We start from the raw sequence: 16,427 nt of genomic DNA, 5'->3' as shown, positions 1-16,427 counted from the left end.
CGGACGCGCTGTGGCGCAGGCTGGCGGCCGCCAGCCTGCGCCACAGCGCGTCCGCGCGCGGCGGATCATCGGCCACGGAATTGACGCGGGTGATGACATTGGCGCGCAGCCGCAGCGTATGTGTCGCGCCGCTTTCCTGCAGGCCGGGACCGTCCTGGACCTGGAAGCGCAGCGGCATGGCGAAAGCGCGGCCGCGCAGCTCCGGCGCGCCGACCTCGAGGATGCGCAGCGTGTTGCGCGAATAGTCCATCAGTCGGGAGAACAGATCGATCAGCGCGCTTTTTCCCCGATAGACGCCGCTGAGCGGGCTGTCGCCTTCCTCGGTCCAGACCACGTTGTCGGCGAACAGGGGGAACAGGGTCTCGAACTCGCCCGCCCGCAGCGACTCGCGGTAGGCCGTCAGCAGGCGTTGCGCGTCCTCGCCGTCCAGCGATTGCAGCCGGCTCGGCTGGGGAGCTTCGGCGGCCCGGTCCATGAAGCTCAGCACCTCCGCCGCGACGCGATCGCGGTCATTGTCCACGCAGATCATGTGATAGCTGTTGTCCAGCAGGACCAGGCGGCTGTCCGCGATGCCGTCGCGCAGGAAGCGCGCCGACCGCGCCGAGGTCAGCTCGTCCTCGTGCGCGTGCATGATCAGCGTCGGACAGGCGATGGCGTCCAGGCCGCGCATGACCCAGCCGCGCAGCCGGTCGACCTCCTGTACGCAGGACAGGGGCACCCAGCGGTAGTGGAAGTTCTCGCCGCGCTCGAACTTGGCCTTGACGATGGAGCGGACCAGCTCGTTCTTCAGGCCATAAGGCTCTTCCTCTTCGACCCGCATGCCGGCGGCCAGTCCGGGAATGCGGTAGACCAGGTGGCGCAGGCCGCGATACCAGGGCGTGCTCCAGCCGTCGATGAACACGGGGGCGGCCAGCGACACCAGCCTGCCCTTGCGGTGGTTTTCGCGCTTGCACAGTTCCACCGCCAGCAGCCCGCCCAGGCACATGCCCATGACGTGCAGCGTGTCGTGGCGACCGGCCACTTCGCGGTATTTCGCGGTGACGGCGTCGAGCCAGGATTCCGCGCGCACGCCGATCAGGTCTTCCGGCGTGGCGCCGTGGCCGGGCAGCGTCAGGGCATGGGTCTCCACGCCGGCGCGCTTGAGGACCTTGTGCATGGCCCCCAGGTCGTACTGCGTGCCGCCCAGCCCGTGGATGAGCAGGGCGCCGGTGTCGGTGTCAGCGGACATCGCCTGTTCCTGGCTCCAGCTCGCCGAGCCGCCACATGCCGGCCACCACGGCGACGCTGCCATCGAAATCGGCCAGCGGCGATCCCTTGTCGCTGATCAGCCGCCAGCCGCCCGCGCCATGCGCCAGCCGGAACAGCAGCGGCGTCATGTCCTGCGTGCCGGCGCGGCGCGCGGCCCAGTGCAGCGACAGGCGGGCGCGATCATCTGGATGGGCCCGCGCCAGCAGCGCATCCAGGTCGCGTATCGCGTCGGCCGGCGCGCCCAGCGCCGCCTGCACGTCGCCGGCCAGTTCCAGCGAGCCGTCTTGCGGGTTGTAGCGGTACATCAGCTGATGGCTGCCGGCCAGCGCCAGCTCGAAGCGGCCGCGCCATTGCTCGGCGCGCTCCAGCGACTGGGCGCGCGCGCTGCGCAGGGTGTTCACCAGCAGGACCAGCAGCGCCGTGGCCGCCAGGTAGGCCTGCGTGGCCAGCAGCGCCTGCCAGGGGTTGTCGGGGGTGACGAACGGCCCTTCGCCCTGGCCGCTCTGGTAGAGCACCATGAACGCCAGCGTGACCACGGCCAGCGAACCGCCCAGTGGTCCCCAGACCAGGGCGACCAGCACCGCGAACACCAGCGGCAGATAGGTCAGCTCGAAGGTGACGACATAGGGCAGGTTACGGATCATGTCGCCGTCGAAGGTCATGAAGGCGGCGCCGATCAGCAGCGCGTAGGCGACGGCGCCCAGCGCCAGATCACGCGCGCGCGGGCCGCCGGAACGGCGCGGCCGGAAATGCGCCAGGCCCAGGAGCGCCGGCGTCATGATGAGCACGCCGGCCAGGTAGGACGAGACCCAGTTGCGCAGCCGCAGCAGCGCGTGCGCCTCGTGCGCCAGCCAGAGCCAGCCGCCGCCCAGCAGCGCGCTGCTGGCCGCGCCCGCGACGGCCCCGGCCAGCAGCGCCGCCACGAAGCCCACGTCGCCCTCGCGCGGCGTCAGGCGCTGCACGGTCCAGGCCGCCAGCAGCGAGGACAGCGCCGCCGTGATGGCGAACACCAGCGCGGTGGCGGCCTGTCCGCGCCAGATGAAGGTCAGGATGAGCTGCGCGCAGAACAGGCCCGCCATCAGCATCGGCCAGTGGCGGCGGGCCGTCAGCAGGTAGGCGCCCACCGCCACGCCCGAAGGCAGCCAGACGAAGCTGGCATGGCTGACCGGGTCGTTGAACAGATGCGAGAACGCGGCGCACAGCAGATAGGGGATGGCCCAGAGCAGGCAGAGCGGCTGGCGTGGTCGGGTGTCGGGCTGGCCCATGGCTATCCTTGCGAGCGATCGTGTCTTATTGGTCTATTCCGGCGAGATTGCGTCCTCTCCCCATTTTGCGCGTTATACACGGCCTTGGGGGGAAGCATGCGGTGGGCGGGCCGCGCCGGCGTCCTAAAATCTTGGTACGCTAAGGCCTGCCTGCGTCCAGGGGCGCGCCCCGTGCGGGGTGCGCCTCCGGTTCCACATCCGTCTTCGCCGCCCGTCTTCAGTGCCCTTGCCGACCGCTCTGCATCCCGCCTTTTCAGCGCCCGTTTCCGATCGGGCCAGTCCTCATCCGCGCCTGGTTTCCTGGATACGCGTTGCCTGCGTGGCGGCGCTGTTGGCCTTGCTGGCGGCCTGCGGCACGACCAAGGTACAGCCGGGCTACTACCGGGTGCAGTCGGGCGACACGCTGACGCAGATCGCGCGCAAGCAGGGCGTCGGCGTCAGCGACCTGGTGCGCTGGAACAAGCTGTCGAATTCCAACGCGATCGAAGTCGGCCAGACCTTGCGGGTCGAGGCGCCGGCCGGCCAGCAGGCCACGTCCCAGCCCAGCCGGGCGCGCGCCAAGCCGTCGGGCGGCGGACGCCAGGCCACGGCGCAGCCGCCGCGCCGGCGCACCGCGCCGCCGGGCGCGATCTCGCTGGTGTGGCCGGCCCAGGGCAAGGTGACGCGTGGCTACGACGGCTCGGCCTCGAACGGCATCGTGATCTCCAATGCCTCGGGCACCTCGGTGGTGGCCGCGGCCGCCGGTACCGTGGCCTATTCGGGCAGCGGCCTGCGCGGCTACGGGCACCTGGTGATCGTCAAGCACAACGCCAGCTTCCTCAGCATCTACGCGCACAACAGCAAGCTGCTGGTCAAGGAAGGGCAGCGCGTGACCCAGGGCCAGAAGATCGCCGAAATGGGCAATAGCGACAGCAAGCAGGTCGGCCTGTATTTCGAGCTGCGCTACGACGGCCAGGCGGTGGATCCGGCCGGCTCGCTGCCGCCGCGCTGAACGCGCGGCCGGGGCGTCTTGTCGACGCTTGCCTGAGCGCCAGCGGGCGCTAGCGCTTCCGGATGTGCCCGGCGGCGCGCCGCAGCAGCGTGCAGTAGTGTTCGGCCGCTGGCGTCAGCGGCAGTCCGGTGCGCTGCACGATGCACACGGGCGGCGCGGGCAGCTTCTCCCTGACCTTGATTTCCTGGAACGTGTCCCGCAGCAGCGGGTAGCGCAGCCATTGGACCGGCAGCATCATCAGCAGGTCCGAGCTGGGCAGCGCCGTCAGGAAGGTCAGCGCGGATTGCGCCCGCATCGCCAGCTTCGGCGCGGGCAGGCCATGCTTCTCGAACAGCGGGCCCAGTTCTTCCTCGGCCTTGTGGGTGATGGACGTGGTGATCCAGTGGGCGTCGGCCAGCTCGCGCAGCGATTTCGCCTGCGCCAGCGGATGGCCCTTGCGGCCCAGGATGACGCGGGTATTGTCGAACAGCTTCTCGACCCGCAGCTCGCCCGGCACGCGCGCGGGCGCCGGGCCGACGTAGAAATCCATGGAGCCGTCCAGCAGCGCGCCCTCGACCAGCGGGTAGACGCCGTCTACGACTTCGAGGTGGATGTCGGGAAAGCGCGCGCGGAACGCCGGCAGCACGTCGGGGAACAGTTCCAGGTGCGGGGCGGTGGACATGCCCAGCGTGACGCGTCCGTTGACGGCCCCGCGCAATTGGCCCGCCTCGTCGTGGGCGCGCTGGATCTCATGGTGGATGGCGGTGGCGCGGCGCAGGAAGGCCTGCCCGACCGGCGTGAGCTGCACGCCCTTGGCGTGGCGCTCGAACAGCGCCGCGCCCAGTTCCTTTTCCAGTTCCGCGATGCTGCGGGAAATCGCCGGCTGCGCCAGCCCCAGGTGGCGGGCCGCCGCCCGCACGCCGCCGCGTTCGGCGACGGCCAGGAAATCGCGCAGCGCGTTCAGCTTCATGGTCAGGGTGATGCGGATTTGATATCGGTCTGGAGATTCTGCCATCTTTTTGTATCGATGGGGGCTATCTAAGATACGCCGCAGTCCCGCAACATGGCGGGCGACCAGGGAGACGGCAGAGTGGAACAGCAAGCATCGCCACGGGTTCTGATCGTGGGCGCCGGGCCGGCAGGCCTGAGCCTGGCGATCGAGTTGGGGCAGCGCGGGATCGCCTGCCTGGTGGTCGAGCGCAACGACCGGGTGGGATACGCGCCGCGCGCCAAGACCACCAATGTCCGCACGCGCGAGCACCTGCGGCGCTGGGGCATCGCGGACCGACTGCGGGCCACCTCGCCGCTGGGCGTGGATTACCCGTCCAATGTGGTGTTCTGCACGCGCCTGGCCGGCTTCGAACTGGCCAGGCACGAGAACGCCATGTACTGCGCGCCCGGACGCAATCCGCTGTATTCCGAGCATGCGCAATGGATTCCGCAATACACGGTCGAGGGCGTGCTGCGCGAGCACGCACAGTCGTTGCCGGGCGTCGAGATCCGCTTCTGCTGCGAACTGCTGGACCTGAGCCAGGACGAGGGCGGCGTGCGGGCCAGGCTGCGCGATCTGTCGGGCGGCGCGGAATCGTCGGTCCACGCCGACTACCTGGTTGGCGCCGACGGCGCGCGCAGCCGGGTGCGCGACCTGATCGGCACCCGCATGCAGGGTGAATACGGCCTGTCGCGCAACCGCAATATCGTGTTCCGCGCGCCCGGCCTGGACCGCGCGCACCGTCACGGGCCGGCCATCATGTACTGGCAGGTGAACCGCGACGCGCCCAGCCTGATCGGCCCCATGGATCGCGGCGACACCTGGTTCTTCATGCCCACGCATGTCGACGCCGCGCAGCAGGCCGACGCGACCGATGCGCGGGCGCAGATCGCGCGCGCGACCGGCATAGACCTGCCTTACCAGGTATTGAGCAGCGATGAATGGGTCGCCAGCAAGCTGTTGGGAGACCGCTACCGCAAGGGACGGGTGTTCCTGGCGGGCGACGCCTGCCACCTGCATCCGCCCTTCGGCGGCTATGGCATGAACATGGGCATCGCCGACAGTGTGGACCTGGGCTGGAAACTGGCCGCCGTACTGCAAGGCTGGGCAGGGCCGGCGTTGCTGGACAGCTACGAGGCCGAGCGCCGTCCGGTGCATCAATGGGTGATGGACGAGGCGGAGCGCAACCACGCGGTCCTGGGCAACCAGTTGCTGGCCGAGGGCATCGAGGACGAGGGGGAGCGAGGGCAGCGGATCCGGCGCGAGGTCGGCGGCCGCATCCAGGCCGTCAAGATGCGCGAGTTCTCCACCCTGGGCGTGGTGTTGGGCTATCAGTACGAGGATTCGCCAGTGATCGCATCCGAGTCCGGCCCGCGTCCGGAGCCGGACTTCATCAACTACGTGCCGACCTCCAGGCCGGGCGCGCTCGCCCCGCATGCCTGGCTGCACGACGGCAGTTCCCTGTACGACCATTTCGGCCAGGGCTACACGCTGCTGGCGGCCTCGGCCAGGTCGACCGACATCGAGGCGGCCCTCACCGACGCCCGGCGCGCGGGTATCCCGCTGACCGCGATCCAGCCCGCCGAAGGCGCGATCGCCAGCCTCTATCCGGCCCGCCTGACCCTGATCCGCCCCGACCAGCACGTGGCCTGGCGCGGCGATGCCTGGCCGGGCGCAGACGTGCTGGCGCGGGCGGCCGGCAGGACGACGCCGGGGCGGGCCTGAGATCTCCAACGCGACAGCCAAAACGCATGCGCGCGGGGCGAGGCCCGCGCGGCGGAGCCCCTCCCGGCGTGTGCTCCGCTTCACTTCACCATTGACGAGGCGCATAGCCCGCAAGCCGGAAGCTCGAGGAGACAACCATGCTGCGAAACGAAGATATCGGCGCGGCGGCACAGGCCGTCGCCCTGTTCAGGAGCCGGGTGCTGCCGCTGCTGCTGGCGGGCTTTCTGCTCAATTTCATCGACCGCACCAACATCAGCTATGCCCAGCTGCAGATGGGCAACGACCTGGATATTTCACTGGCTGCCTACGGCTTTGGGGCGGGCCTGTTCTTTTTCGGCTACGCCGGCGTCTGCGTGCCGGCCAACCTCGCGCTGCAGCGCTTCGGCGTCCGACGCTGGCTGGCCTTCATGTTCCTGGCCTGGGGGCTGGTGTCCTGCCTGATGGCGACGCTGCAGGGCGTGAAGTCGTTCTACGTGTTGCGCTTCCTGCTCGGGGTCGCCGAAGGCGGCTTCATCCCCGCCGTGAACTTCTATCTGGCATCGTGGATCCCGCCGCGCTTTCGCAGCCGGATCAACGCCGTGTTCATCATGGCGCTGCCGCTGGCCATGATATTCGGCGGCCCGCTGGCGGGCGCCCTGCTGAAGATCGACGCGGGCATGCAGGGCTGGCGCTGGCTGTTCCTGCTGGAGGGCCTGCCCACCGTGTTGCTGGGCCTGCTGATCCTGCGCTTCCTGCCCGCCACGCCCGAAGAGGCCCATTGGCTGAGCGACGCGCAGCGGCGCGGCCTGCGCGCCGTGATGGAGGCCGAGGCCGCGCCGCGCCAGCCGGCGGGGAGCCTGCCCTGGACCCACGGCTTCGCCGTGTTCCGCCAGCCCTTGCTGTGGGGCCTGCTGCTGATCCTCCTGAGCGCCTATGCGGCCACCTTCGCGCTGGCGTACTTCCTGCCGACCATCCTGAAGAACCTGTACGGCATCACGCCGCTGGAAATCGGCGCGCTGCTGATGATCCCGAACGTGGTGGCGCTGGCCTTCAGCTATGTGGTCGGGCGCAGCAGCGAACGCAGCGGCGACATCCGCTGGCACCTGGCCGTGGTCTGCCTGATCGGCAGCGGCGGCTTCCTGCTGCTGCCCGTCGCGGCGACCGTGTCGCTGGCGCTGTTCCTGGCCGCGGTGTCCATCATCACCGGCTACACCATCGCCTACTACGGGCCGCTGAACACGGCGCTGCAGAACCGCATCGGCGCCCATGCCGGGCCGCTGGCGCTGGTCACGACCATCGGCTCGCTGGGCGGTTTCTTCGGCCCGACCCTGACCGGCTGGGTCATGCAGGCGACCGGCGGGCAGTGGACGCTGGCCGCGCGGATATTCGCGCTGACGACGCTGGCCAGCGCCGCGCTGGCGATCGTCTGCGTGCGCAATCTCGGCGGCGCGCGTCGGGCGGCCGCGCCATCGCGCGCCTGAACACGCGCTTAGGAACAGACAAGGAGACAGGACCATGAGCAAGGATCAAACCCGGATCGCCGTCGTCACCGGCGGCGCCAGCGGCATCGGCGAGGAGTGCGCGCGCCAGTTGCGCGACCAGGGCTGGCGCGTCGTCGTGTGGGACCGCCACGCGGCTGACGGCGAGCCGACGGTGGACGTGGCCGACTACGCCTCGGTGGCGGCCGCCGCGTCCCGCCTCGACGGCGTCGACCTGCTGATCAATGCCGCCGGCATCGCCGGCAGCCGCGATCCGGTCGCGCGCAAGGATCCTGCCGAATGGGCTCAGGTGATGGCGGTCAACCTGAACGGCACGTTCCACTGCGCGCATGCACTGTACGAGGTGCTGCGCGCGCGCGGCGGCGTGGTGGTCAACATCGCGTCGGTGGCGGGCATGGTGATGATGAAGGGCCGCGCCCACTACGCGGTGTCGAAGGCGGGCGTGGCGACCTTGACGCGCTCGCTCGCCAATGAATGGGCCGAGGATGGCATCCGCGTGATCGCCGTGGCGCCGGGCTACGTCAAGACGCCGATGATCCAGCGGTCGATCGAGGCGGGCGAACTGGACGAACGCAAGCTGGCGGCCATGCATCCGCTGAACCGGCTGGCCACGACCCAGGAGATCGCCGCGGCCATGATCGCGCTGGCCCAGCCGCCATTCCTGTTCATGACCGGCGCGGTCGTCACCATCGACGGCGGCATGACGCTGGGCAAGTAGGCCTCAGCCGCCCGCTTCCTGCGTCAGCGTGGAGATGAAGGCGGCCGTGCGCGGGTCGCGCGGCTGCGTGAACACGGTCTTGGACGAGCCGGATTCGATCACCGCGCCGTCCAGCAGGAACACCACTTCGCGTGACACACTGGCGGCCAGGCGCAGGTCGTGCGTGGCCATCAGCATGGTCATGCCTTCTGCGGCCAGCTGGCGCAGCACCTCGACCACCTCGGCGGCCAGGCCGGGGTCCAGCGCCGAGGTCGGCTCGTCGCACAGCAGCACGCGCGGCGCCGGCGCCAGCGCGCGGGCGATGGCCACGCGCTGCTGCTGGCCGCCGGACAGGTTGGCCGGCCAGGCGTCGGCCTTGTCCTGCATGCCGACCTTGCGCAGCAGCTCCTCGGCGCGCGCGCGGGCGCGGTCGGCGGACCATTTCTGCACCGTGACCAGCCCTTCCATGACGTTGCCGATCACGGTCTGGTGCGGGAACAGCTGGAAGTTCTGGAACACCATGCCGGTCTGCTTGCGCACGCGCAGCACCTGCTCGCGGCCCAGTTTCTGGCCGGGCTGGAAATGCACGGTCTCGGGGCCGATGGACAGCGTGCCTCGGTCGGGCGTCTCGAGCAGGTTCACGCAGCGCAGCAGCGTGCTCTTGCCGCTGCCCGACGGGCCGATCAGCGCGGTCACGCTGCCTTCGGCGATGGCCACGTCAACCTGCTTGAGGACGGGATTGCCGCCGAAGGCTTTCTCGATCTTTTCCAGGCGGATCATCGGTTCTTCTCGGAAAACACGGCATGCTGGCCGAAGCGCCGCTCCAGGCGGACCTGCAGGGCCGACAGGACGGAACTGAATGCCAGGTAGATCAGCGCCGCCTCGGTGTAGAGGATCAGCGGCTCATAGGTGACGGCGGCGATGCGCTGAGCGGCCTGGAAGATCTCGGGCACGGTCAGCACCGCGGCCAGCGAGGTGTCCTTCACCAGCGAGATGAAGGAGTTCGACAGCGGCGGCACCGCCACGCGCGCCGCCTGCGGCAGGATGGTGCGGCGCAGGGCCTGCGCGCGCGTCATGCTCAAGGAATACGCGGCTTCCCATTGACCCTTGGTGATCGATTCGATAGCCGCGCGGATGACCTCGGAGTTGTAGGCGCCCACGTTCAGCGTGAAGCCGATCAGCGCGGCGGGCAGCGGATCCAGCACGATGCCGGCGCTGGGCAGGCCGTAGAAGATCACGAACAGCTGCACCAGCAGCGGCGTGCCGCGCACCAGCCAGACATAGAAGCGCACCACCGCCACCAGCGGCGCCGGGCCGAACAGCCGGATCAGCGCCACCACGAAGGCCAGCGCCAGGCCCAGCGCGAACGAGGCCAGCGTCAGCGGCACCGTGAACACCAGGCCGGCATGCAGCAGCGGCCAGAACGAGTCCGCCATCAGCTGCGCCCAGGCCGGCGCCGCCCAGCCATTGATCTGCGCCAGCAGCGCGTCGGGCAGGGCGGCCTGCAACCAGGTGGGTAGCGTCATGGGCGGACCCGCGGCTTACTGCGCCGACACGTCAGTGCCGAAGTACTTGACCGAGATGGTCTTGTAGGTGCCGTCGGCCTTGATGTCGGCCAGGGCCTTGTTGATGGCGGCGACCAGCTCGGGGTTGCCCTTGCGCAGCAACACGCCCGAGCTGCTGAACTCGGCGGCCTTGTCGGTGGCGGCGATCTTGACCTTGGCGTTGGGCTTCTGCTTCTTGAAGTCCAGGTACGACAGGTTGTCGTTGACCGTGGCCTCGACGCGGCCGGAGGTCAGCAGGTCGATGGATTCGTTGAAGCCTTGCACGGCGACCAGGTCGGCGCCGTGGCGCTGCGCCAGCTTGCCGAAGTTGCTGGTCAGCGTGTTGGCGGACTTGCGGCCCTTGAGGTCCTGGAAGGACTTGATGGTGGTATTGTCGTCACGCACGATCAGCACCGCGGCGGACGAGATGTAGGCGTCCGAGAAATCGTATTTGGCTTTGCGCGCGTCGGTGATGCCGACCTGGTTGATGACCGCGTCGTAGCGCTTGGCGTCCAGGCCGGCGATCAGGCCGTCCCACTTGCCTTCGACGAACTCGGCCTTCACGCCCAGGCGCTGCGCGATGGCGCGGCCGATGTCCACGTCGAAGCCGACCAGCTGGCCCGATGCCTCGTGATAGGTGAAGGGGGCGTAAGTGCCCTCGGTGCCGAACTTGAGCACGCCGGCGGACTTGATCTGGTCCAGGCCCGACTGGGCGTGGGCGGCGGAGAGGGCGGCGACCTGGACCAGGCCGGCGACGAACAGCGTACGGAAGAGTTTCATTGGCGATGCTCCACGGGTATGGGGGCCTGGAGGAGCGGCCTGTGGTTCAGGGCGCACTCCAGCGTAGCCGCACTCTAACAACGCGTCTATTTTTCCACAAAGCATAAGAAATAGTGAAAATATAACTTCCAGATATAACGAAAATCTCCGGAAACCCGGCTTTCCGGAGCCACGCAGGCAGCACCCCAAGGAGACGATGTGGAACAGCGATTGAACAGGAGGAAGTTCATGATGGCGGCGGCAGGCGCGGCCGCGCTGGCGGGCAGCGTGCCCGCGCAGGGCGGGGGAGGACTACGGCTGACGCCGGGCGGCGGGTCGATCACCCAGGTCCCGGGCCTGAAGGTCGGGCACTACACGGACACGCGGCGGCCGACCGGCTGCACGGTGATCATCGCCGAGGCCGGCGCCACGGCGGGCGTGGACGTGCGCGGCGCGGCGCCCGGCACGCGCGAGACCGACCTGCTCAATCCGTCCAACATGGTCGAGAAGGTCCACGCCGTGATGCTGGCCGGCGGTAGCGCGTTCGGCCTGGACGCGGCCGGCGGCGTGATGCGCTACCTGGAAGAGCGCAAGATCGGCTTCGACGTGGGCGTGGCTCACGTGCCCATCGTGCCGGCGGCGATCCTGTTCGACCTGGGCGTGGGCGACGCCTCGGTGCGGCCGGACGCGGCGGCGGGCTACCAGGCTTGCAAGTCCGCGAGTGCCGGCCCTGTCCAGGAAGGCAACGTCGGCGCCGGCGCCGGCGCCACCGTGGGTAAGCTGTACGGTCCGCAGCGCGCCATGAAGGGCGGCATCGGCAGCGCGTCGCTGACGGTCGGCGGCGTGACGGTCGGCGCGCTGATCGCGGTCAACGCGGTCGGCGACGTGCTCGATCCATCCAACGGCCGCATCCTGGCCGGCGCGCGCACGGCGGACGGGCGCGCCTTGCTGGACACGCGCGCGGCGATCCTGGCAGGCGACCTGCCCAAGTCCATGCGCGCCGGCGCGGCCACCACCATCGGCGTGGTGGCCACCGACGTCAAGCTGACCAAGGCCCAGGCGCAGAAGATGGCGCAGATGGCGCACGACGGGCTGGCCCGCACCATCAATCCCATCCACACCATGCTGGATGGCGACACGATCTTCGCGCTGGGCACGGGCGTGTCGGACAAGGCCGCCAACGTGATGCTGCTGGGCGTGCTGGCCGCCGAGGCCACGGCGCTGGCGGTGCAGCGCGCGATCCTGGCGGCGCGCGCGATCGAGGGTTATCCGGCGGCGGTGGATTTCATCGGGTAGAGCGTCCGCGCGCGATGTGTCGGCCGTCCGCGGGCCGGGTTCGCGGACCCGGCCCGCGGGGGTAATGCGGCCCGATTAGGTTGGTGCTGGCTGAGCTACCTCCAGGCCGTGACTTCGGTTGCGCGGCGCGGGCAGCTGGCGTGCATGGCATGCCACGTCGATGTGCGTGTGGATAATAAAAATACCCAAAATACGCACAAGAAATATGGATGAATACATATCCGGATTATGACGCATGGCGCAAATAATCTCGTTGTCGTGAGAATCGGTGAATGTGCTGAAAATCCACAGTTCATTCCGATGCGCGGATATATTTTCAAATCAGGCTGAAGTCCTCGCAGATTAATCGGTATATTCATCGGCATCAGCAGCCTCTGGTCAAGCGCGCCAGGAGAATGCTGATGCCACTTCGGCCGCCTTTAATCTTGCCGGAGGCCTTAAATCAAGCACTGCCGCAATGCCGCTCGTCATGTGAAATTTCCCCATTTTTTCTCGAGAGGTATGTATGCCTGATTCTGCCTTGATATTTTCAACGACAAGCGATTTTGTTCCTGTACCCATAACGGACAAGGGATCGGGGGCGACATCGGGTATATCTTTCTGGCAACCCGTTCTTCCTGGGGGGGAATGGTGTTATTTGGGTTTTTTTGGTGCTCCCAACTACAACGTGCCCAGCGGGCCGCAAGTGATTGTCAAGCCTACCAAGACCCCTCTGGGAAATCCGAATCCACCGTTGAAGCCGCCACAGGGTTTTGTTCAGGCCTGGACTTGCATCGACCACGATCAATCCAGCAATCTCGGAATCTACAACATACAGGCCCCTCCGGGGTATATCGGGCTCGGCTGCATCGCGGTTCCGGATTTCAACACTCCGCCGGTTGTCACCGACTATCTCGGCCTGATGTGTGTGAGGCATGATTTATGCAAGAGCATCACGGTCGATGGGGATAATCTGGTATGGACGGATAATGGGTCCAAAGCGCCAACCGATGTGAGCATCTGGCTGCTGCCCAATGCAAAGACTTGTTTTGCGACCGTCAGTGAGACCAGTTATCCGCCTTCCGCGCCGGCGTATGACGTCGTGATGTAGCAGTCCGTATCGATCGATGCTTGAGGAGATCCGCCATGGCTCCAATCACATCCTCCGCGGGCATGCGGCAGGGAAAGTTCGAGGTGGACGCCAATGGGCAAGCGACATACGTATTGCCCATCGACGTGCCACCCGGCATCGCGGGCGCCCATCCACGCCTTGGCCTTGCCTACGGGCATCATCAGGGCAATGGCGTGGTGGGCGTGGGATGGAGTCTGGCGGGACTCTCGGCGATCACACGCAGCAAGGCCACGTGGGATGTCGACGGGTTCAATGGCCGCATCGACTATGGTCCGGACGACCGATATGTGCTCGACGGACAGCGGTTGATCGCGGTAGATGGCCAATATGGACAGCCGGGCACGGTGTATTACACCGAAATCCATGAATGGTCCAAGGCCGTTGCCGGGTCGACGCCGTTGGAAGGCTTCGTCGTTTACCTGAAGAATGGGTCTAAACGCGAGTATGGCACCACGCCGGATAGTCTCATCCTAGCCACAGGCACCCTGCACGTCCGAGTCTGGGCGCTCGCGGCGACCGAGGACTTGCATGGCAATCGGGTCGAATACCAATATACGAAAACGCCGGTGGCGGCGAGCCAGGATACCGGCGCATTTTATCTGTCCCGTATCGCCTACACCGTGCGCGCGGACCTGGCCGCCAACCGCTATGTCGACTTTACTTATGGTCCGGTGATCCGGCCCGACGTGCTGCACACATATTTGGGCGGCCATGCCGTCACCACATCATATCTGCTGGATTCGATCACGGTATCGCTGGCTGGCGACGTACCAGTGCGCAAGTATGCCCTGGCCTATCGCAGCGGTACGGCGACGGGGTTGAGCTGTCTGGAATCCGTCACGGCCGTCGGTGCCGACGGGCAGCGGCTGGAGCTGGTTCGTGCCGAATGGCAAGACATCAAGGAGCCGGGCTTCGATATCGCGCAACCCACCAGTGCCTTGTTGAGTGGCACCAGCATATTGCAAACCATCCCGATGGATGTCGACGGCGATGGCATTACTGACATCGTGCAGATCAGCACGGACCGCGACGGGCTGCTGCAAGCTACACCATTTCTGGCCAGTGTGAGGAATGGATGCACGACGTACACAGCTGGCAACGCGTGCCTGTTCGGTGGCTACAGGAAGGACGGATATCAGATATTTCCCGGAGATTTCAACGGCGATGGCCTGATGGACTTGGTGATCGCCTATCCGCGGCAGGGGTTGCTGGCTTTCGATGTATTCCTTTCGACAGGTAAGACTTTTGCCAAAGCGAGAACCACGATAACGTCGGACCCGTGGCAGCAGGGGTGGATCAATGTCTACGCCATTGACGTGAACGCCGACGGTTGCACGGACTTGGTTGTCGCTTATCGCAATAGGTTGGGGCAACTTGCATTCGACACCTATCTGTCGAAACAGCAAGACGGTGGTGTCGTGTTTAGTACGCCTGCGTGCACGACGGTAACGCAGTCGCAGGCGCCTGCGAGCCGCGATTCATTGTTGGCGCTCGATGTCAACGGCGACGGCATGGTTGACATGGTGCTGCTATGGAACGACCTCAACCAGATGTTGAACACCACTGCTTTCGTTTCGCAGGGCGACAAAAGCGCCTCGAACGGCATCAGGCTGTTTTCCAAGGCGGTATCCTCGAACCTGAGCGTGTCCACGGTGCATCAGGTGGCAATCATGCCGGCCGACGCCAATGGCGACGGCGTCGTGGACTTGGTCCAGGTTAGTCAGTCCGCGTCGGCGCTGATCATCCAGTCATTCCTGTCTGATGCGAACGGCGGTTTCGTGGCGCGGCCACCGTCGATGTTCCCTGGGCAAACCGTATCGGCGTCCAGCCTGCTGCCGATGGGTGTGAACGGTGGTGCTCAGACTTGCCTTGTCAATTGCTGGCGGGATGTCGGCGGTGTATTGCACGCGACGGAATACGATTCCATGCCCGATGGGCGATTTCGTCTGGCTGCCGAGGTCAACACCAAGGCCACCTTCGCGGCGCTCGCCAATTTGGTTGGAGATGCAAACGGAGACGGCAAGGCGGACCTGTTGTACACATACGTGGATTACCAGAATCGCATGCAGGTTCAGCCCCTAACATCGAAGGGGGATATTCCGGACCTGGTCCACCGGATTACCAACGCGCTGGGTGGCGTGATTTCCATCACGTATTCGACCTTGAGCAATCCCGCGGTCTATCGTCCCGGAGCGCCGGCCGCCTATCCCAATGCCAGCGCGCGGCGCTACGTCGCCCATCTATCGCCGGCACAGTTCCCGACGCAGGAGGTGATTGGCCGGGCCATATGCGTGGTCTCGGGATACACCCTGTCCAGCGACGCAAAGATGAACCGCTATGCCTACGAGCGCCGCTTCGCCATGCAATACGAGGACGCGCGCATCGGGCTGACCGGCCGGGGGTGGCAGGGGTTTGCCAAGGTGACCACCGCGGACCTGGAAACCGGCTTGCTGCGGGTGCAGCGCTATTTGCAGGATTTCCCGTACCAGGGCCGCCTGGCTGGCGAAAGCGCCGAAGTCGATACGACCGGTTCCGACGGAAAGGTCACCGTGCGGCGCCTCGGCCGCACTGTCCACGTCTACCAGGCCGTGCAGCCGACGGCCACGGCCAAGGTCCAGGAAGTCCGGAAGATGGGGGCCTTGGCCTGGCACTACGAAGGGGGCGCGCAGGACTACGCGGTGGCCACCAGCCATCGCTACGACGCCTATGGCAATCCAACTGGCAGCGTCTGGCACGGCTACGTGAGCTGGATCGATCCGGATGCCGTCAACCCGGTCGGCGCGTTTCCTGCCGTGGCGCCGCTGGCCACCGACGAGGTCGTCCATACGCATCGCCAGTTCCAGAACGACACCGCTGGCCCGCGCGGCCGTTGGGCGCTGGGCTATCCCTTGTTCGAGAAACTCTCGGCCAATGCCGGCGACGGGGATCCGTCTGTGTTCCGGCCCGGGGACTACCGGCTCACGGCATGCATCTACGCGCCGGGGACCTGCTCGGTGCGCAGCATCAGCCGCTGGGACAACATCAATGACGTGTTCCTGAAGACGCAACTCGAGCACGACGCGCGCGGCAATCTCACGGCCCAGACGCGCCCGGGCGGCGCGACGACGCGGTTCGAATACGAGACGGTCTACCACACCTACCCCGCGAAGATCATCGCGCCGGCCAACGAACAGGGGGTCTCGCTGACGCTGGAATGCGGCTACGACCCGCGATTCGGCAGCAGGGTGGCGGAGCGCGATGCCAACGGCTTCACGCATATCGTGGCCCTGGATGGCTTTGGCCGCGCAGCCTGCCGCCAGGGGCCGGTGCGTCCGCGGAGCTGTCGCGTCGCCACGCCTACGAC

13 protein-coding genes are annotated in these 16,427 nt (G+C 67.0%); 7 read left to right on the top strand and 6 right to left on the bottom strand.

Translation table 11 applies throughout. The features are described 5' to 3' along the window. Both KDH83_RS22760 and KDH83_RS22755 read right to left on the bottom strand, forming a co-directional pair. The coding region (locus KDH83_RS22760; RefSeq protein WP_212320098.1) for an alpha/beta fold hydrolase at positions 1 to 1,228 on the bottom strand (1,228 nt) is incomplete at its 3' end. Then, positions 1,218 to 2,513, bottom strand: a complete 1,296-nt coding sequence (locus tag KDH83_RS22755; RefSeq protein WP_212320096.1) for an MASE1 domain-containing protein — start codon at positions 2,511 to 2,513, stop codon at positions 1,218 to 1,220. The genes KDH83_RS22755 and KDH83_RS22760, both read right to left, overlap by 11 nt. Before the next feature lie 319 nt (positions 2,514 to 2,832). Here KDH83_RS22755 and KDH83_RS22750 point away from each other — a divergent pair, with 319 nt between their 5' ends. Next, on the top strand, positions 2,833 to 3,504 hold the full coding sequence (locus KDH83_RS22750; protein WP_212320094.1) for a peptidoglycan DD-metalloendopeptidase family protein: 672 nt from the start codon (positions 2,833 to 2,835) through the stop codon (positions 3,502 to 3,504). Between the two features lie 49 nt (positions 3,505 to 3,553). Here KDH83_RS22750 and KDH83_RS22745 read toward each other — a convergent pair whose 3' ends face one another. Continuing rightward, a complete protein-coding gene (locus tag KDH83_RS22745; RefSeq protein WP_249205284.1) occupies positions 3,554 to 4,498 on the bottom strand; it encodes a LysR substrate-binding domain-containing protein in 945 nt (314 codons plus the stop codon). Positions 4,499 to 4,573: 75 nt separating this feature from the next. Here KDH83_RS22745 and KDH83_RS22740 point away from each other — a divergent pair, with 75 nt between their 5' ends. The 3 genes from KDH83_RS22740 (at position 4,574) to KDH83_RS22730 (ending at position 8,395) form a co-directional block, all read left to right on the top strand. Then, positions 4,574 to 6,199 carry an FAD-dependent monooxygenase gene (locus tag KDH83_RS22740; protein ID WP_349291656.1) on the top strand — a complete coding sequence of 542 codons (1,626 nt, stop codon included), beginning with the start codon at positions 4,574 to 4,576 and terminating at the stop codon, positions 6,197 to 6,199. A 137-nt stretch (positions 6,200 to 6,336) separates the two neighbouring features. Beyond that, positions 6,337 to 7,659, top strand: a complete 1,323-nt coding sequence (locus tag KDH83_RS22735) for an MFS transporter (RefSeq protein WP_212320090.1) — start codon at positions 6,337 to 6,339, stop codon at positions 7,657 to 7,659. Positions 7,660 to 7,693: 34 nt separating this feature from the next. Next, a complete protein-coding gene (locus KDH83_RS22730) occupies positions 7,694 to 8,395 on the top strand; it encodes an SDR family oxidoreductase (protein ID WP_212320087.1) in 702 nt (233 codons plus the stop codon). A gap of 3 nt (positions 8,396 to 8,398) precedes the next feature. On the opposite strand, the gene KDH83_RS22725 is transcribed toward KDH83_RS22730, so the two are convergent. The 3 genes from KDH83_RS22725 to KDH83_RS22715 all read right to left on the bottom strand — a co-directional run bounded on the left by KDH83_RS22725 (position 8,399) and on the right by KDH83_RS22715 (position 10,698). Then, positions 8,399 to 9,154 (bottom strand): amino acid ABC transporter ATP-binding protein, encoded by a 756-nt coding sequence (locus KDH83_RS22725; RefSeq protein WP_212320085.1) that lies wholly within the window; start codon positions 9,152 to 9,154, stop codon positions 8,399 to 8,401. Beyond that, the gene (locus tag KDH83_RS22720; protein ID WP_103276637.1) at positions 9,151 to 9,810 is read right to left on the bottom strand and encodes an ABC transporter permease subunit; all 660 of its coding nucleotides are present in this window, start codon (positions 9,808 to 9,810) and stop codon (positions 9,151 to 9,153) included. Before KDH83_RS22720 ends, KDH83_RS22725 begins: the two co-directional genes overlap by 4 nt. A gap of 105 nt (positions 9,811 to 9,915) precedes the next feature. Further along, a complete protein-coding gene (locus KDH83_RS22715) occupies positions 9,916 to 10,698 on the bottom strand; it encodes an amino acid ABC transporter substrate-binding protein (protein WP_212320083.1) in 783 nt (260 codons plus the stop codon). A gap of 228 nt (positions 10,699 to 10,926) precedes the next feature. On the opposite strand from KDH83_RS22715, the gene KDH83_RS22710 reads away from it, so the two are divergent. The 3 genes from KDH83_RS22710 to KDH83_RS22700 form a co-directional block, all read left to right on the top strand. Then, positions 10,927 to 11,973 (top strand): P1 family peptidase, encoded by a 1,047-nt coding sequence (locus KDH83_RS22710; protein ID WP_103275966.1) that lies wholly within the window; start codon positions 10,927 to 10,929, stop codon positions 11,971 to 11,973. Positions 11,974 to 12,478: 505 nt separating this feature from the next. Further along, positions 12,479 to 13,063 (top strand): Vps62-related protein, encoded by a 585-nt coding sequence (locus tag KDH83_RS22705; protein WP_212320081.1) that lies wholly within the window; start codon positions 12,479 to 12,481, stop codon positions 13,061 to 13,063. 35 nt (positions 13,064 to 13,098) lie between these two features. After that, positions 13,099 to 16,427 (top strand): FG-GAP-like repeat-containing protein (locus tag KDH83_RS22700; RefSeq protein ID WP_212320079.1); only part of this gene is annotated, 3,329 nt, incomplete at its 3' end.

The sequence above is a fragment of the Achromobacter sp. Marseille-Q0513 genome (assembly GCF_018195695.1).
Lineage (GTDB): Bacteria > Pseudomonadota > Gammaproteobacteria > Burkholderiales > Burkholderiaceae_B > Achromobacter.
This window is presented reverse-complemented; position numbering and strand designations above follow the sequence as displayed.